13 protein-coding genes are annotated in these 17108 nt (G+C 45.5%); 8 read left to right on the top strand and 5 right to left on the bottom strand.

The features are described 5' to 3' along the window. The first annotated feature begins 42 nt into the window (after positions 1-42). Positions 43-462, top strand: a complete 420-nt coding sequence (locus tag F3J22_RS05575; protein ID WP_167015119.1) for a hypothetical protein — start codon at positions 43-45, stop codon at positions 460-462. A 50-nt stretch (positions 463-512) separates the two neighbouring features. Next, on the top strand, positions 513-905 hold the full coding sequence (locus F3J22_RS05570; protein WP_167015117.1) for a hypothetical protein: 393 nt from the start codon (positions 513-515) through the stop codon (positions 903-905). Positions 906-971: 66 nt separating this feature from the next. Here the strand turns inward: F3J22_RS05570 and F3J22_RS05565 are convergent, their stop codons facing one another. The 3 genes from F3J22_RS05565 to F3J22_RS05555 form a co-directional block, all read right to left on the bottom strand. Further along, positions 972-3263 carry a GH92 family glycosyl hydrolase gene (locus F3J22_RS05565; protein WP_167015115.1) on the bottom strand — a complete coding sequence of 764 codons (2292 nt, stop codon included), beginning with the start codon at positions 3261-3263 and terminating at the stop codon, positions 972-974. A 100-nt stretch (positions 3264-3363) separates the two neighbouring features. Further along, entirely contained in the window at positions 3364-5655 is a 2292-nt protein-coding gene (locus F3J22_RS05560; protein ID WP_167015113.1) for a GH92 family glycosyl hydrolase, read from the bottom strand. Between the two features lie 171 nt (positions 5656-5826). Then, positions 5827-6843 carry a LacI family DNA-binding transcriptional regulator gene (locus F3J22_RS05555; RefSeq protein ID WP_167015111.1) on the bottom strand — a complete coding sequence of 339 codons (1017 nt, stop codon included), beginning with the start codon at positions 6841-6843 and terminating at the stop codon, positions 5827-5829. Positions 6844-7093: 250 nt separating this feature from the next. Here F3J22_RS05555 and F3J22_RS05550 point away from each other — a divergent pair, with 250 nt between their 5' ends. From F3J22_RS05550 to F3J22_RS05525, 6 genes are all read left to right on the top strand, one after another. After that, positions 7094-8164 (top strand): fatty acid desaturase, encoded by a 1071-nt coding sequence (locus F3J22_RS05550; protein WP_167015109.1) that lies wholly within the window; start codon positions 7094-7096, stop codon positions 8162-8164. Between the two features lie 190 nt (positions 8165-8354). Beyond that, positions 8355-9617: a beta-ketoacyl-ACP synthase II gene (gene fabF / locus F3J22_RS05545; RefSeq protein ID WP_167015106.1), complete on the top strand. Its 1263-nt coding sequence runs from the start codon at positions 8355-8357 to the stop codon at positions 9615-9617. A 151-nt stretch (positions 9618-9768) separates the two neighbouring features. After that, positions 9769-10641: a hypothetical protein gene (locus F3J22_RS05540; protein WP_167015104.1), complete on the top strand. Its 873-nt coding sequence runs from the start codon at positions 9769-9771 to the stop codon at positions 10639-10641. Positions 10642-11023: 382 nt separating this feature from the next. Further along, positions 11024-13906 (top strand): excinuclease ABC subunit UvrA, encoded by a 2883-nt coding sequence (uvrA, locus tag F3J22_RS05535; RefSeq protein ID WP_167015102.1) that lies wholly within the window; start codon positions 11024-11026, stop codon positions 13904-13906. A gap of 24 nt (positions 13907-13930) precedes the next feature. Next, entirely contained in the window at positions 13931-14407 is a 477-nt protein-coding gene (locus tag F3J22_RS05530) for a DUF6452 family protein (protein ID WP_167015100.1), read from the top strand. Further along, positions 14400-15167, top strand: a complete 768-nt coding sequence (locus F3J22_RS05525; RefSeq protein ID WP_167015098.1) for a DUF6048 family protein — start codon at positions 14400-14402, stop codon at positions 15165-15167. The genes F3J22_RS05530 and F3J22_RS05525 overlap by 8 nt, the downstream gene beginning before the upstream one ends. 36 nt (positions 15168-15203) lie before the next feature. Here the strand turns inward: F3J22_RS05525 and F3J22_RS05520 are convergent, their stop codons facing one another. Together F3J22_RS05520 and F3J22_RS05515 are read right to left on the bottom strand one after the other, a co-directional pair. After that, entirely contained in the window at positions 15204-15644 is a 441-nt protein-coding gene (locus F3J22_RS05520) for a GNAT family N-acetyltransferase (RefSeq protein ID WP_167015095.1), read from the bottom strand. Positions 15645-15670: 26 nt separating this feature from the next. Continuing rightward, positions 15671-17020: a M28 family metallopeptidase gene (locus F3J22_RS05515; RefSeq protein WP_167015093.1), complete on the bottom strand. Its 1350-nt coding sequence runs from the start codon at positions 17018-17020 to the stop codon at positions 15671-15673. Positions 17021-17108 lie beyond the last annotated feature (88 nt).

The following is a 17108-nucleotide window of genomic DNA, read 5'->3' as shown; positions in this document are numbered from 1 at the left end:
CATGGAAATATCTTGATTTCTTCATTAAACAACTTACCTTTTATGAAACAGCTATTTCTTTTATCATTATTCATTAGTTGCCTTCTTTTTAATGCAACCAGTAATGCGGCCAGCGAAACGCACACTGCTAAAACTCCGGTAACCAAAAGAGTTACATTTACTATTAAAGTCACCTACACCATTCCTCTCGGCGCCCTGGCCACTGACCCCAATGCAGGTAGTATTTTTATCATTAACCAAACTACTGGCCATCAGTATGACGGTAATAGTGACCGGTCTGTATTAGGTATAATAACCGGATACGCGGACAATGTAGAGGTTTCTGTTGGCGACCAGCTCACACTAAACCGTAAGGCCTTATTTCTGTGGTTCGACGAATTTGGACCGTACACTGTCACACAGGCAGATATAGTTCGGGGACAGAAGGACATTCTTGTGCTGTTACCTGTAATTAAACTTTAAACTGAATTACTATAACGTCAATTCTTATCATTTCATCTAAAAAAACTAGTATGAAAAATCTATCTATTGCTATGTTCCTCGCTGTTTGCATCATTGCCAGTGCAACAATGCCCGCGTCAGCCGCGGTTAAAACCACTGCACCAACTGCCGCAAAACGCACAAGGACCCTACTTGTATATGTCACCATGACAGTGGTGGGACTACAATTACCCGGCATAACCTGCAATGTTGTTAATCAAACAAAAGGAACAACAACTCCGGCAGAGGTACATATTGTAGCTGAACATGGTTTGAGTGTTATGGCAGCGATACAAGCAGACGCAGGAGATGTTATTTATGTAGAAGCCCTACTTGGTCTTCTCAACAAAAACAGTCAGCCTTATACCATTACACAGGGCGATATTAATGATGGTAAGCTATTTACTCACATATTATTGCTGTAGGTATATCTTTAATAAATGAAAGAGGCGTCTTAAAGACGCCTCTTTCATTTAATATTATTGAGTCGGTTACTTCGTATAGTCCTTCGGTTTATTCCCCATCACAAACGTCAATGTACCACCATTCATAATATCAGCATGTGAAATAGTCAGCTGTTTCCACGGCTTACCATTCAGCAATACCTGCTGTACATATACATTTTTGTCGTTCTGATTTTTCGCCTCTACTACAAAGGTCTTTCCATTTTCCAGTTGCAGCGTGGCTTTATCCACCGCAGGACTTCCCAGTTCATACTGGTCGGAACCCGGACACATCGGATAAAAACCTAAAGAAGAAAATATATACCAGGCGCTCATCTGCCCGCAATCATCATTACCACCTAATCCATCAGGACCCGGATGGTACATCTTCTTCAATATCATGCGTACCCTGTCCTGCGTTTTCCAGGGTTGGTCGGTATGGTTATAAAGATATACCACATGGTGGGACGGCTCATTTCCATGAACATAATTCCCGATAATACCATCTCTGGTAATATCTTCTGTTTCTGCAAAATATTTATCCGGCAGCTCCATGGTAAACAGTGAATCCAGATGACGTGCAAAGGCCTTTTTACCGCCCATCATGGTGATCATATCAGCCGGATACTGAGGAACGTATAAGCTATAGTTCCAGGCATTCCCTTCAATGAAGCCCTGATCGTGCGTTTGCAGGGGATCAAAATCTTTTTTGAAGCTGCCGTCGCTCAGGCGCGGACGCATAAATCCTGTACTACGATCATAGACATTTTTATAGTTTTGAGAACGTTGGATGAATTCGTCGTAGATATCCTGCCTGCCCAGCTTTTTAGCCACCTGCGCGATACACCAGTCGTCGTAGGCATATTCCAATACTTTCGACACAGAAGAGCCTTCTTTATCTTCAGGGATGTAGCCCTTATCGATATAGTAACCCAAGCCATCGTAGGAACGGTGTCTGGCGGTCGTTACGCAGGCGTCCAATGCCTTGTTTGCATCGAAAGGTGCATTCCCTTTCATGATCGCATCAGCAATAACGGACACGCTATGATAGCCGATCATACACCAGTTTTCATTGGCATAATGCGCCCATACCGGCAGCATATGCTGTGCACTCTGTTCATAATGCGAGAGCATGGAACGTACCATATCCGCATTACGCGTAGGTTGTATCACATTAAAGAATGGATGTAATGCCCTGTAGGTATCCCAGAGAGAAAACGTAGTATAATTCGTATAACCGTTTGTGTTATGAACATTCATGTCCAGCCCGCGGTAGTTCCCATCAACATCCATATAGGTAGTTGGGTTGATGAAGGCATGGTACATCGCAGTATAAAAATTCTCTTTTTCTTCTTTACTGGAAGATTCGATATGTATTTTATTCAGCTCTTTTGTCCAGAGCGCTTCTGCAGACTGCTTTACCGCTGCAAAGTCCCATCCTGGCGCTTCTTCCTGTAAGTTTTTCAAAGCACCTGCAGTACTTACCGGAGATAATGCTACTTTCAATTCCACATTATCGCCCGGTTTAGCGTCAAAGTCGAAATAAGCACGGATCTGCTTTCCTGCCATTTCAGGAAAGTTATGTGTCTGATCAAACTTGCGCCAGAAGCCACGGTACACATCACTGGCATAATTACGCTGACCATAGCTCTTAAATGGTTTGGAGAAAGCAATCGCAAAGTATACCGTTCTCGTACGTGCCCAACCGTTAGTTTGTCTGAAACCTGTGATCAGCGAGTCATTTTCAACACGGATATACGTCCATACATTCTTATTTTCATAATTGTAGATGTTGTACATCATATCAAGAATGATATGTGCAGGGCCGCCGGCATTGAAAGTATATTTATGAAAACCAACACGGTTGGTAGCGGTCATTTCTGCGGTAACATCAGGCCGGTCCAGTTTCACTTTGTAGTAACCCGGTGCCGACACTTCATTGCTATGCGAAAACGGTGAACGGTAGCCACTTTCAGGGTGATCTGCCGTACCCGGATTTAATTGCAGTTTACCTACAGCAGGCATAATCAGGATATCTCCCAGATCGGAATGACCTGTACCACTGAAATGTGTATGGGAGAAGCCCACAATAGTTTTATCCTCATACTGATAGCCAGCGCAATATTTATATACATCCGGATTGTATTTACCATTCATTTCATATGGAATGGTATCCGTTTCCGGACTTAGCTGCACCGCCCCGAAAGGTACAGTGGCGCCGGGATAGGTGTGACCCATGCGCTGCGTCCCGGTGATAGGTTTTACATACTGTAACACATTTTCCTGTGCGTAAGTATGTATCACCGAAAGTAGAAAAACAGGTATTAATATCTTCTTCATGGTTGATAGTTAAATCGCTTAAAAAAAAGACATCCCGAAGAATCGGGATGAAGTATTTACAGTGAACAATGAAATAGTTCGAAAATTATATATTCAATGTTTACTTATTTGCTGTTGAATAAGAATATGGATAATCCGCCGGATTAGTGCCTCTGGCTTTCTGTGGCTCGTTACCCATTTCGAAAATCAGCTTACCGCCTTTCTGAAGATCAGCATGACCGATCCAGTTTTTCGTATATGCGGCACCGTTCAGTTCAGCCTTTTGCACATAGAGATTTTTTTCGCTGTTATGCGGCGCGTCAATTTCCATTACTTTACCATCTTCCAGTGTCATAGTGAGTTTGGCAAAAAGTGGCGTACCAAGTACATACTGCGGTGTACCCGGACAAACAGGATAGAAGCCCATTGCAGAGAATACATACCAGGCAGAAGTCTGTCCGTTATCCTCATCACCGCAATAACCATCAGGCGTGGCTTTATACAGTTTCTCCATTACCTGGCGTACCCAGTACTGGGTTTTCCACGGCTGACCTGCATAATTATACAGGTAGATCATATGCTGAATAGGCTGGTTGCCATGTGCGTACTGTCCCATATTCATGATCTGCATTTCACGGATTTCGTGAATGGTAGTACCATAATAGCTATCGTCAAACACAGGTGGCATCGTAAATACTGAGTCCAGCATTTTCACAAAAGATTCTTTGCCACCCATCAATGTGGATAACGCATTGATATCATGGAATACAGACCAGGTATAATGCCAGGCATTACCTTCCGTAAATGCATCTCCCCATTTAAACGGATTAAAAGGTGTCTGGAATTTGCCATCCTGGTTACGGCCACGCATCAGCTTTGTTTCCGGATCAAATACGTTGCGGAAGTTCTGTGAACGCTTTGTAAATCGCTCCAGTTCTGCCTTTGGACGATTCAACGCTTTTGCCAGCTGCAGAATGGTGAAGTCGTCATATGCATATTCCAGCGTACGGGCAGTGTTTTCATTGATCTTAACATCATAAGGCACGTAACCTAAAGTGTTGTAATATTTCACCCCTTTACGACCTACAGACTCCAGCGGGCCTTCGTTTTCCGTATTTTTCAGAATAGCCTGGTATAATGTGTTGATATCATATCCGCGAATACCTTTTACATAGGCATCAGCGATAAGAGAAGCAGAGTTGGAACCGATCATACAGTCACGGTGACCAGGGCTTGCCCACTCAGGCAGCCAGCCGCTTTCCTTGTAGGCGTTGGCAAGTCCTTCCATGATATGGCTGGTCAGACTCGGATACATCAGTGTAAAGAAAGGATGTACCGCTCTGAAAGTATCCCAGAAGCCATTATCAGTAAACATATAGCCAGGTAATACCTCGCCATTATAAGGACTATAGTGTACCACTTCATTTTTAGCGTTCAGCTCATAAAACTTGCGCGGGAACAGCAATACACGGTACAAGGAAGAGTAGAAGGTACGCACTTGTTCAGGCGTGCCACCGGAAACCGCGAGGCGGCCCAGTTCTTTATTCCATACGGCTTTGGCTTTACTTTTTGTTACGTCGAAGTTGTCGTTGCCCACTTCATTTTTCAGGTTCAGTTCTGCCTGATCAAAGGAGATAAAAGAAGATGCTGTTCTGATGGTAACCTTTTCACCTTTTGTTGTTTTAAAACCAACAACGGCGCCGGCATGATTGGATTGTAATTCTTTTACGTCTGCTACGGTAACGCTATCGTTCCAGATGGTGCTGGTAGTAAAAGGTTTGTCAAAGTAGATGACGAAATAGTTTTTGAAATTCGCCGGCACGCCGCCACTGTTCTTGGTGGTATAGCCGATGATTTTCTTTTCTTCCGGGATGATTTTGATGTAGGAACCTTTATCGAAGGCATCTACCACCAGGAAGGCGCTGTCAGTGGCTGGATAGGTAAACCTCAGCTGAGCGGCTCTTTCAGTGGGAGTGATCTCTGTGGTTACATCTGCATCTGCCAGATATACACTATAATAATATGGTTTTGCAATTTCTGTTTTATGGGAGAACCAGCTGGCGCGTTTGTTCTGGTCAAACTTCATGGTTCCTGTTACGGGCATAATGGCAAACTGGCCATAGTCGTTGATCCATGGAGACGGCTGGTGTGTTTGTTTAAACCCGCGGATTTTGTCGGCAGTATATTGATATCCCCATCCATCGCCCATTTTACCTGTCTGCGGCATCCAGAAGTTCATACCCCATGGTAATGCAATGGCAGGGTAGGTGTTACCGTTAGATAAACTAACTTTTGAGTCTGAGCCCATCAGCGTGTTTACCCAGTCTGCCGGGTCTGTTACTTTATCAACTGTCTGGCTTCTGACGCCATTCATGACCAATAAAGCTGCTACTAGCAATCCAACTTTTTTCATATCTATTTATCTATGGAAAACTTTAACAAAATCGATTTAGCACAGGTATTTTAAAAAAAGATTCATGGCGAATCTTTACTATCTCTCACTAAGCCTGATTAATAAAAGTATTTAATTTTTTTCAGATGTACCTACAAGAAGGTGTTATTTTTTTTGAGTGGCATCGGGGGCTCATACGGAGCCCCTTTCAATGAGTTTGCCTGGCAGGGCTACCTGTGCCTGTTTGAGGCTGCCCTGCTGCTTGTTGAGCTGCTGCATCAGCAGCGTGATGGCGGTTTTAGCGATACCCTCGATAGGCTGTTCTATCACGGTGATGCCGGGAGGGTATAACCTGAAGATATCGTGATCATCGAAGCAGAGCACCCCCATTTGCTTGGGCATATTGAGTTTCAGCCGGCCGATGGCTTCCAGCCCCAGGATACCCAGGTAGTTGGTAGCAAAGAAGATAGCATCCAGATCGCGGTTTTCGCGGATGAATTTCTCCAGCTGCTGCAGGGATTGTTCGCGGCTGTCGTGGTAACTCAGCTCCAGCACCCGTTTTTTACGGAAAGGGATTTCTTCTTTCTTAAGTGCTGCGATGTAGCTGCGCTGGCGTTCTGCCAGCTGCACCAGGGATACATCAACGGTAACATATCCGATTTTTTTGTATCCTTTGCTAAACAGGTGGTTCATGCCCAGCTGTACGCCGTGAAAATTATCTATCAGTACATAAGGGGCGCGGATATTCGGGAAATAGCTATCCATCAGTACTACTGGCTTGTGCATTTGTACTAATCTGCGGATATCACTTTCCATGCCGGGAGCGGGTGTGATGAGGTAGCCATCTACCATCTGCCGGCCCAACATGCGGATCAGCTCTCCACCTTTCTCTGCATTATTTTCGGTGCTGCAATACACCACGTTATAACCTAATTTTTCGGCTTCAGACTCAATGGTACGCGCCAGACTGGCAAAGAAGCTGCCAGAGATGCTTTCCACGATCAACCCTAATGTTTTGGACTGACCGGTACGCAGGTTCACGGCCACACGATGGGGTTCGTATCCGGATTGATTAACGACACCCATGATTTTTTGGGCCACTTCATCACGGATACGCATCTGCTTGGCTTTTCCATTCAATACAAATGATACCGTACTAGGGGCTACGCCAGCCATTCTGGCTACATCCTTGAGCGTAAGTCTCTTCATTTCGGAGATTTTTTTTGGACAGTTCAGCACTGAAAATCAGCCAGTTAACATACCGACTTCCAGTACCCGTAGATTTCCGGGGGCGGAAATTACGAAAATAGTGTCAGACCATGTGAAAATGCTTATCTTCCCACTATATAAATATCATAGAGGATAATATCAAAGGAATTATACCGTTATAATTCACGACGACGCGAAATTGATCACCTGGAGGCAGATAGCACTGTAGCCAATTTTACACTGATTTTTCATGAAACAACTTGGCCAACTTACCGATCCGATATACGTACAACCTGCTGCTGAATCAGCAACAGACAGATTTTTCAAACGTTTTATCCGGGATGAACGTGATCTTCCGTTTGTATACCTTACTTTGAAGATTACCTTCACCTTATGGCCGCTGGCCATCCTGCTGTATATACCAGGCCTTAATAACTGGATATGGTGGACGGCAGCTGTACTTTATCAATTCTTTAACAATGTAACATTCAAAGGCCCCTTTGGGCTGATGCTGCACTGTACCAGTCACCGTGTCTTCTTTGAAAGGAAGTTCCAGCTCATGAACCATTACCTTCCGTGGGTAATAGGTCCGTTGTTCGGACAAACTCCCGAAACCTACTATAGTCACCATATAGGCATGCACCACCCGGAAAACAATATGCCGGAGGACGAAAGCTCTACCATGTCGTACGAGCGCGATTCATTCCGTGGCTTCATGCATTACCTGGGAAGCTTTTTCTTTGCAGGCGTGTATCACTTATGTACCTACTTTGTCAGAAAGAAGAGAAAACGCCTGCTGATGCGATCAGTCAGAGGAGAGTTTTTGTTTATCGCCACCTGTGTAGGACTTTCCTTTATTAACTTTCCGGCAACATTTGTAGTATTTATATTGCCTTTCATTATTTCCAGGATCATTATGATGGTGGGTAACTGGGCACAGCATGCCTTTATCTGCGCAGGCGATCCTGACAATGCCTATAAAAACAGTATTACCTGTATCAATACCAAATACAATCATAAATGCTGGAACGACGGATATCATATCAGTCACCACGACAAGCCCAACATGCACTGGACAGATCATCCCGTATATTTTAAAAAGACGATAGACAGATATATTACCAATGATGCGATTGTGTTTGATGGGATACATTTCCTGCACGTGTGGCTTTGGCTGATGATGAAGCGCTACGATCTGCTGGCCAGGCATTTTGTAAACATTGGCGATAAATTCGGTACTGACGAAGAAATTGCTGCTTTTCTGAAGGCCCGGACGGGAAGGATTACCGTCGTTCCGCAGCCGGCTTTGGCCGCTGCATGAGGCAATCAGACCAGACAGATTAAAAAATAATTAGTTTTATTGGCCGGGGCCGGGGAGTAAAATCCTTTGCCCCGGCTGATTTTTAGGGGTTTACTGAGATATTATATCAGAATATCTTTATGTTTATGATTATTCATAACAATAAGTGACTAAATTTGCGCTCTAACTTTTTTTATATAAAGTAAAAAATATGCGTACTGTTACACTGAAAAGGGTTGTGATCACCGGCTTGGGGGCATTAACACCTATCGGGAATGATGTAAATACTTTTTGGAGCAACTTGAAAGCGGGCGTTAGTGGCGCCGGTCCTATCACTAAATTTGACACCACAGAGTTCAAAACAAAATTTGCCTGTGAAGTGAAAAATTTTGATGTGGAAAAATACATGGAGAAAAAAGAAGCCCGCAAAATGGACAACTTCACTCAGTACGCTATGGCGGCTGCACAGGAAGCGGTTCTCGATGCAGGCCTCGACAAAGAAGGCATTGACAAAACTAAAATAGGCGTTATCTGGGCTTCAGGTAACGGTGGTATGCTGACCTTCGAAGAGCAGATCGTTGAATTTGCCGCAGCTAACTTTGTACCTAAATTCAATCCTTTCTTCATTCCGAAACTGATATCCGACATCGCTGCCGGCCAGATTGCCATGAAATATGGTTTCATGGGTATTAATTTCTGTACTGTTTCTGCTTGTGCTTCATCCAGCAGCGCGCTGGTGGATGCATTCAATTATATCCGCCTTGGTAAAGCCAATGCAATTGTTACCGGTGGCTCTGAAGCCCCTGTAACACGTGCCGGTATCGCCGGATTTAACGCACTGAAAGCATTATCTACCCGCAACGAAGATCCTACCACCGCATCCCGTCCTTTCGACACTGATCGCGATGGTTTCGTAATGGGAGAAGGCGCTGGTGCCATCATCCTGGAAGAATACGAACACGCAATTGCCAGAGGTGCTACCATCTACGGTGAAATGATCGGCGGTGCAATGACATGCGACGCCTACCACCTGACCGCTACCCACCCTGAAGGCCTCGGCGCTAGACTGGGTATGGAACAGGCACTGGAAGATGCTGGTATCAGTACCACCGATGTTGATTATATCAACTCCCACACCACTTCTACGCCTGTAGGTGATATCTCCGAACTGAAAGCTATCGTAACTGCATTTGGCGAACACGCTGAAAAAGTAAATATCAGTGCCACCAAATCCATGACCGGTCACCTCCTCGGTGCTGCCGGCGCTATCGAAGCCATCGCCTGTATCAAAGCGACTCAGGAAAATATCATACCTCCAACCATCAATACTACCGTATTAGGTGAAGGTATCCCTACAAACCTCAACCTGACCCTCGGTAAAGCACAGGAACGTGAAGTAAACGTTGCCATGAGTAATACCTTCGGTTTCGGTGGCCACAACGCTATCTGCGTTTTCAAAAAATACAAAGCGTAATCTATAACGCTTACTAATATTAAAGCTGGTCTCTACTGAGTAGAGACCAGCTTTTTTTCGTGTATATATACCCGAAAAACCACTCTTTATCTCCCTACCCACTACGCTACTTTTACATAGTAAATATTTCTTAACCTCTAATTATCTAACTATGTACCAACGATTTAGCTGCCATAGCAGACGCCTGTCTGTTATAGCCGCCCTTTTACTCATCTTCGTCAGCTGCCGTCGCGACAACAACACCCTGCAACCTATCCCGAAAGCAAAGACCCTCGCACTCAGCAACTCCACTCCAGACACCATATGGAAACTATCGGAACTCACCTTCACATATGGTGGAACTCCTGGTGCACCCGGCGTAATAAATTCCTACGACAGCAGCGGAAAACTTACTGCCATGGATTTAAACGGCAACTTCGGCAATCCCTATGGCACACACAATTTCCAGGTTTACTACAATGCGAATTATGTATATTTCTATGATGAGTTAACAGAAGATACCACACTGACCGTACGCCTGGACAGCATTGGCCGCCCTTCTGATTATACCTGCCTGCACACCAGCACCCCCTGGGGAAATAGCCTGCAAACAGGACATATCACCTATAATGAAACGAATCACACTCTCTCTGAAATCAATCGTACCATTGATGGCGTTCCCAACATAATGTTATTCTGGCAACATTCCGATTACGACCTATTTCTCAGAACGAACAATGGTCTTACAGTTCATTATCTGACGCCGGAAGTTACGTCGGCCGCCGCAGATACCACTGAAACACTGCATGCATATTATGATGAAGTAAATCAACCGGACGAATGGCCTGTCAGAATAATGCAATACAGTGGTATTCTTCCCTATAATCCTAAACATCGAATCATCGGGATCAACTATGATCAAGCTGGTGGAAGTAGCGCTGCCTATACATACACCAACCACGTCATCGACTATGGTAAAAAACTCACCAGCTATACCTGTAACGGCAACATATACAGCCTGAAGTGGGTCGCTTTTCCACAGTAACCGCTAAAAATGCCCTTAAGGCTGTCTCTGCTAAAACGACGGCCTTTTGATGGTTTCACCGTTAAAAATTCAAAAAATAAGGGTGAAATCACTGTTTTACGACATTTTTCGCCGTCCTAACTTTGTAATGGTAATCTGATACACCCACTTAATCAGGATGATTTCGATGACACTTACGCCTGATTAAAGGTTAGCCCAAAATATTTTATCCGGCCTGCCGAATTTTTCGGCAGGCCCTTTTTGTGCCCCTCTTTCTTTGCGCAAAATGACGTAGCTTAGTACTTTAATTCCCGTCCACCATTCGCCTGCTTCTTAAAGATGCTGCTAACCTGGAAACTATAAATTCAAGCAGGGAATGCACTTTGTGGACACCTCGACTATTATGGCAAAGAAAAAAGAGAATGTAACCGCTGCTTTAGCACCCCAGGGACATTCAGATGACCATATCGCCGTATTTGGCGCAAGGGAACACAATCTGAAAAATCTGGACCTGCAGTTGCCAAAGAACAAACTGGTGGTGATCACCGGCATCAGCGGCAGCGGAAAATCATCACTGGCGTTCGATACCATCTACGCTGAAGGTCAGCGCCGTTACATGGAAAGCTTCTCCGCATATGCCCGCCAGTTCATCGGCGACATGGAAAGACCCAATGTGGATAAAATTACCGGGCTTTCACCGGTCATCTCCATCGAACAAAAAACTACCAACAAAAACCCACGATCTACCGTAGGTACCATCACGGAGATATATGACTTCCTCCGGTTACTGTACGCCCGTGTTGGTGTAGCTTATTCCTACAATACCAATAAACGGATGACCAGGTTTTCGGAAGAAGAAATCATCGATCATCTCTTTAAAAATTATAACAAGAAAAAACTGGTGATACTCGCCCCCCTCATCCGCGGGCGTAAAGGGCACTACCGTGAACTGTTCGAACAGGTACGCAAACAGGGTTATCTCAAAGTCCGCGTAGACGGCGAAATCCTCGACCTGAAAGAAAGAATGCAGGTAGACCGCTACAAGATCCATGATATTGAACTCGTGATCGATCGTATCCAGGTAACAGAAGATGCCCGCACCCGTATCAGCCAGAGCCTCCAGAAGGCGCTCACCATGGGTAAAGGCCTGCTGTTTGTTCAGGACCACGACAGCGGTAAAGTAAGCCAGTACAGTAAACAACTGATGTGTGAAGATACCGGGATCTCTTATGAAGAACCTTCTCCGAATACCTTCTCCTTCAACTCTCCTTATGGCGCCTGCCCGCGCTGTAAAGGCCTGGGCTCCATCTACCAGATCAGTATGGACGAAGTAATCCCCGATTACAGCGTTTCCCTCAATGATGGCGGCCTCAAACCACTCGGCGAAGCCCGCGATACCTATACCTTCAAACAGGTAGAAAAACTCGCGAAAAAATATAAATTCTCCATGACGGGGCCTATTTCCGATATCCCGCAGAAAGCACTCAACCTGCTCCTCTTCGGTGATGAAAACGGAAAACTCGATGAAAATGTCGACTTCGAGGCGGCCGCTACAGAAGATGTAACGAAATACTCCGTCGACTTCGAAGGCGTCGTGAATACCGTACGCCGCTTCTTTAATGACACGGCTTCCGACCACGTACGTAGCTGGGCAGAAGGTTTCATGCACCTCAATACCTGCCCGGAATGTAACGGCACCCGACTCAGAAAAGAAAGTCTCTACTTCAAAGTAGATGAACGCAATATCTCTGAACTCGGCAACATGGACCTGGACAAGCTCCAGCAATGGTTTACCAATATCGAAGACAGACTGGAAAATAAACAGAATGTCATCGCGAAAGATATCCTGAAAGAAATCCGCGAACGACTGGGGTTCCTGCTCAATGTAGGTTTAAGTTACCTCACCCTGAACAGGGCTACCAGAACGCTCAGTGGTGGCGAATCGCAGCGTATCAGGCTGGCCACACAGATCGGCTCCCAGCTGATGGGCATCACCTATATCCTGGATGAGCCCAGTATCGGCCTGCATCAGCGCGACAACATGCAACTGATCGATGCCCTCCGCAACCTGAAAGATATGGGCAACACCGTTATCGTGGTAGAACACGATAAAGACATTATGCTCCATGCCGATCACCTGGTGGATATCGGCCCTGGCGCCGGTGTACACGGCGGTCAGATCATCGCCTCCGGCACGCCGAAGGAAATACTGAAACTCAACACGCCAACTGCTGGTTATCTCAACGGAAAAACAGCATCTCCCATCCCGGAAAGACGTAAAGGCAACGGTAACTTCCTCGAACTGAAAGGCGCCACCGGTAACAACCTGAAAAATGTCAGCGTGAAATTTCCGCTGGGAACTTTCATCTGCGTAACCGGCGTATCAGGTAGTGGTAAATCCACCCTCATCAACGAAACTTTATATCCGATCCTCTCTAAACATGCATATGATTCCAAACAGGTACCTATGCCATATAAGAGCATCAAAGGATTGGAAAATATCGATAAGGTAATTGAAATAGACCAGTCGCCGATTGGCCGTACTCCAAGAAGTAACCCTGCCACCTATTGCGGGTTCTTTACGGATATACGTACCCTGTTTGCACAGGTACCTGAAGCAAAAATTCGTGGCTACAATGCCGGCCGTTTCTCCTTCAACGTGAAAACAGGCCGCTGTGATGTTTGTGAAGGCGGTGGTATGCGCGTGATCGAAATGAACTTCCTTCCGGATGTGTATGTACACTGCGAAAAGTGTAATGGTCGCCGTTATAACCGCGAAACACTGGAAATCCGCTACAAAGGAAAATCTATCTCCGATGTCCTGGACATGACGGTAGATGAAGCCGTAGAGTTCTTCCAGGCAGTGCCATGGATACACCGTAAAATTAAAACACTGCAGGACGTAGGCCTGGGGTATATCACCCTCGGACAATCAGCCGTAACCCTCTCCGGAGGCGAGGCCCAGCGTGTTAAACTGGCAACGGAATTATCTAAAAAAGATACCGGCAAAACCATTTATATCCTCGACGAACCAACCACTGGTCTGCATTTCCAGGATATACAGCTATTGCTGACAGTACTGAATAAACTCGTCGACAGAGGAAATACCGTGCTGGTCATCGAACATAACCTCGATGTTATCAAGATGGCTGACTACATCGTAGACCTGGGGCCGGAAGGCGGCGCCGGTGGAGGTACTATCCTCTGCACAGGCACCCCTGAACAGGTGAGCACCTGTAAAGACAGCCATACAGCGCGTTTTCTGAAAAAGGAGCTGGGAATTTAATATATTGCCAACGCAAATTTCAGCATGAAGAACATTTTTAGACTTTTTATAGCCGGCGCGTTACTATTCGGATTCATCGCCTGTGAAGACGAAACCAAAGTTTGCGACCAAACGATGACGGCCAATGTGCACGTTGTTTTTGTGAGAGATAGCAGTGGCTTCGTATGGGATACCACCTTCAGAGCAGTTACCACACTGGCACTGAACAGGGATACCCTACTCAATAACGCAGCCACCAATAACGCCTACTTTAACCTGTCGCCGGTATCAGACACCAGTCAGTTTTACCTGCGCGCAGATTCATTATTACAAGCTGATACTGTCACCTTCATCTATAAACGTCAGCCTAAATTCATATCCGCCGGATGTGGGTTCGGCACGATTTATAACCTGGATACGGTATTTGCTACACGTAATTTAATAGACTCAGTTCAAATTCTTCAAAAGTCAGTAACAAACAGCAATGACACGCACGTTAATCTTTATTATTTTAATGAGTAGCTGCCTTTGCAGCCTGGGATTGATGGCGCAACAAAAGCCAGTGATCCCGCCTGCAAAGCCGACAGATACCACGCATGTCAGCACTGTTAAACCAGTGGTGGTTCCGCCTAAAGACAGTTCCTGGCTTATTCCCGGCGGACTGCGTATAGGCGTAGACCTTAGCCGTATTGTCAATAATATCTATTATCCTTACCGCCAGGAATACACTGTAGTGGCAGATCTTCGCGTAAACACCCGCTGGTATATAGCCCTGGAAGGCGGCTTCGGCAATACGCCCCACACCGACTCCAACTATACCTATAAAGGCAACGGGATGTACGCAACGCTGGGATTTGATTATAACTTTCTGAAAAGACAGTTCCCGAAAGAAGGTAATATGTTCTTTGGTGGCCTCCGTTATGGGTTTTCACACTTTAACTACGAAGTGCCGACCTACACCATTCACTCTCCTTACTGGGGTGATCAGTTGTCTGGCAAATATCCTAAAACAAATGCCAATGCACATTGGATTGAGTTTGTAGTGGGATTAAAAACAGAAGTCCTGAAAAACTTCTACCTGGGCTGGAACCTGAGAGAAAGAATTCTTTTAAATTCAGTCAAAACAGACAATTTCACACCATTAGCCATTCCAGGCTTCGGTAGCGGCAATAAAACCGCTGTATTCGACATGCAATACACGATATCATATGTTTTCCCGCTCTACAAAATCAGAGAACATTATCATCCTCCGGTAGATAAAAAGAAAATACCTAAAAAATAACAAAAGGGTCTCTACTTAGTAGAGACCCTTTTACTTTTACTTCAGCATTTCCACATGCGGGATATTATCTTCCAGGTACATATCACTTACTGTTGTGAAACCCAGGCTACCATAGAATTTCTCCAGGTATTGCTGTGCCCCGATCCGTATAGGCTGTGTACCAAAATGTTTATATACCTGATGAATTGATTCTTCCATCAGCGACCTGCCGGCGCCTTTACCACGGGCAAAAGCAGCGGTAACAACCCTGCCGATAGAAGCCTCTTTAAACTTTATACCTTTATCAAATAAGCGTGTATACGCAGCCAGGCGGCCCTCTTCATCATAACCCATCAAATGCAATGCCTTCTGGTCTGAATAATCCAAATCCTGATAAGGGCAATTCTGTTCTACTACAAAAATCTCGCTGCGCAGATGCAGTATCGCATAGAGTTCTGTAGTACTTAATTCTTCAAATTTCTTTGTCTCCCAACGCATAAACCTGTTTTTTGCTAATTTAATATTTACCTGCCAATACCAGGGAATACGGCCTGACTTTCTGCGCTATTTTCTCCTACGGCCTGTACACCAAACAGGTAGTTATCCTTAGAATATGGGATCGTCAGCTCAGTGGCTGTAGTGAAGAATTTCTTCTGCCACACAGGGCTGCTGGTTTCGCGCATCATTACGTAATATCCTTTCGGTTTGCCATTCTGCGGAGCTGTCCAGTATAAACGACTGTAGTTGGTCAGCTGCTTCACATCCAGTTTTACGTCCTGCGGTTTGGAAGGCGCTGTGGCCAGACTCGCCAGTACAGAGAGGTTCAGCGCTGTATTTTTACGCAGGTATTCAAAATCCATGAACTCAGGCAGATCACCATATTGCACCCCTTTTTCCTTACGGATAGTCTGGTGTTGATGGTCATAGTTTTCGTACATATCTGTGATACGGACTGCTGTCATACCACGTTTCACGAACGGCGTATGGTCCCCGCCTCTCAGGAAGCGGTCGTTCCGGTAGATCAGCATTACATCCAGGTTATCCACATATCTTTCGCCGGTTTCCTTGATGTAACGTGCCAGCTGGCGGGCATTTCCGTCGTTCTCCATTCCTACCTGCCTGATGAAAGCCAGTTGCTTTTCATCTGCTGTTGCAGGAATACCTTCAGAGAATACACGTACGCGGGTATTGTCGTGGAGATCTGTTTCACTGGAAGAGTTCTGCCCGATCATATCGTTATTAAGCATGGCGTCCACCTGCCAGTTTTCTTTTGAAGCCCTGTCTGCCAGATGGTCAGAACCCTGCAAACCTTGTTCTTCACCGCTAACAGCTACAAAAACGATCGTAGCGGGGTAGGGATGACGGCTCATTACGCGCACCATTTCAATCAGTGCAGCCACACCGCTGCCATCATCATTGGCGCCGGGTGCATCAATGGTACGGTCCATAACGTCGGTGGCGCGGCTATCCAGATGACCGGTTACCACATACACTCTTTTATCCTGCGGATCAGTACCGCGTAAAGTAGCCATTACATTGCCAAGATTTACCGGCACATCAATACGCTTGCCATCAGCCGGCAGTGTGATGGTGTCCAGTGCTACGGATAAACGGCCTCCGGATGCAGGAATATTGGATTTGAATTGCTCCAGGACCCAGTTCCTGGCGGCACCAATGCCCTTTTTCTTGTCGGTGGTGGAACTCAGCGTACTACGTGTGCCAAAACTTACCAGCCGATGAATGTAGCTTTCCAGGCTATCTGCCCGTACTTCCGCTACCATACCGGCTATCACCGGATCTCGCTGCACAATCTGCTGCGCATCTACACACATCCCTGCCCCCAATAAAAGCGGCAGGATAATTCTTTTCTTCATAAGCAATTTTCTTTGCCATAAAAATAATAGAAGGCTTTCAATATTCCTGCTAATTTTACCAGCCAGACTAATCACTAAACAACAGTGC

Origin of the sequence: Chitinophaga sp. Cy-1792 (genome assembly GCF_011752935.1) — a bacterium.
In the GTDB taxonomy this organism is placed as follows: Bacteria; Bacteroidota; Bacteroidia; order Chitinophagales; family Chitinophagaceae; genus Chitinophaga.
Note: the sequence above shows the minus strand (reverse complement) of the source record. Positions and strands in the feature narration are given on the sequence as shown.

What these genes read in the sequence shown, in the direction of transcription:
- F3J22_RS05565 (WP_167015115.1), bottom strand. Translation starts at nt 3,263, where the DNA reads ATGAAGAAGATATTAATACCTGTTTTTCTACTTTCGGTGATACATACT.
- F3J22_RS05550 (WP_167015109.1), top strand. Translation starts at nt 7,094, where the DNA reads ATGAAACAACTTGGCCAACTTACCGATCCGATATACGTACAACCTGCT.
- F3J22_RS05570 (WP_167015117.1), top strand. Translation starts at nt 513, where the DNA reads ATGAAAAATCTATCTATTGCTATGTTCCTCGCTGTTTGCATCATTGCC.
- uvrA (WP_167015102.1), top strand. Translation starts at nt 11,024, where the DNA reads ATGGCAAAGAAAAAAGAGAATGTAACCGCTGCTTTAGCACCCCAGGGA.
- F3J22_RS05540 (WP_167015104.1), top strand. Translation starts at nt 9,769, where the DNA reads ATGTACCAACGATTTAGCTGCCATAGCAGACGCCTGTCTGTTATAGCC.
- F3J22_RS05520 (WP_167015095.1), bottom strand. Translation starts at nt 15,644, where the DNA reads ATGCGTTGGGAGACAAAGAAATTTGAAGAATTAAGTACTACAGAACTC.
- F3J22_RS05560 (WP_167015113.1), bottom strand. Translation starts at nt 5,655, where the DNA reads ATGAAAAAAGTTGGATTGCTAGTAGCAGCTTTATTGGTCATGAATGGC.
- F3J22_RS05515 (WP_167015093.1), bottom strand. Translation starts at nt 17,020, where the DNA reads ATGAAGAAAAGAATTATCCTGCCGCTTTTATTGGGGGCAGGGATGTGT.
- F3J22_RS05555 (WP_167015111.1), bottom strand. Translation starts at nt 6,843, where the DNA reads ATGAAGAGACTTACGCTCAAGGATGTAGCCAGAATGGCTGGCGTAGCC.
- F3J22_RS05525 (WP_167015098.1), top strand. Translation starts at nt 14,400, where the DNA reads ATGAGTAGCTGCCTTTGCAGCCTGGGATTGATGGCGCAACAAAAGCCA.
- fabF (WP_167015106.1), top strand. Translation starts at nt 8,355, where the DNA reads ATGCGTACTGTTACACTGAAAAGGGTTGTGATCACCGGCTTGGGGGCA.
- F3J22_RS05575 (WP_167015119.1), top strand. Translation starts at nt 43, where the DNA reads ATGAAACAGCTATTTCTTTTATCATTATTCATTAGTTGCCTTCTTTTT.
- F3J22_RS05530 (WP_167015100.1), top strand. Translation starts at nt 13,931, where the DNA reads ATGAAGAACATTTTTAGACTTTTTATAGCCGGCGCGTTACTATTCGGA.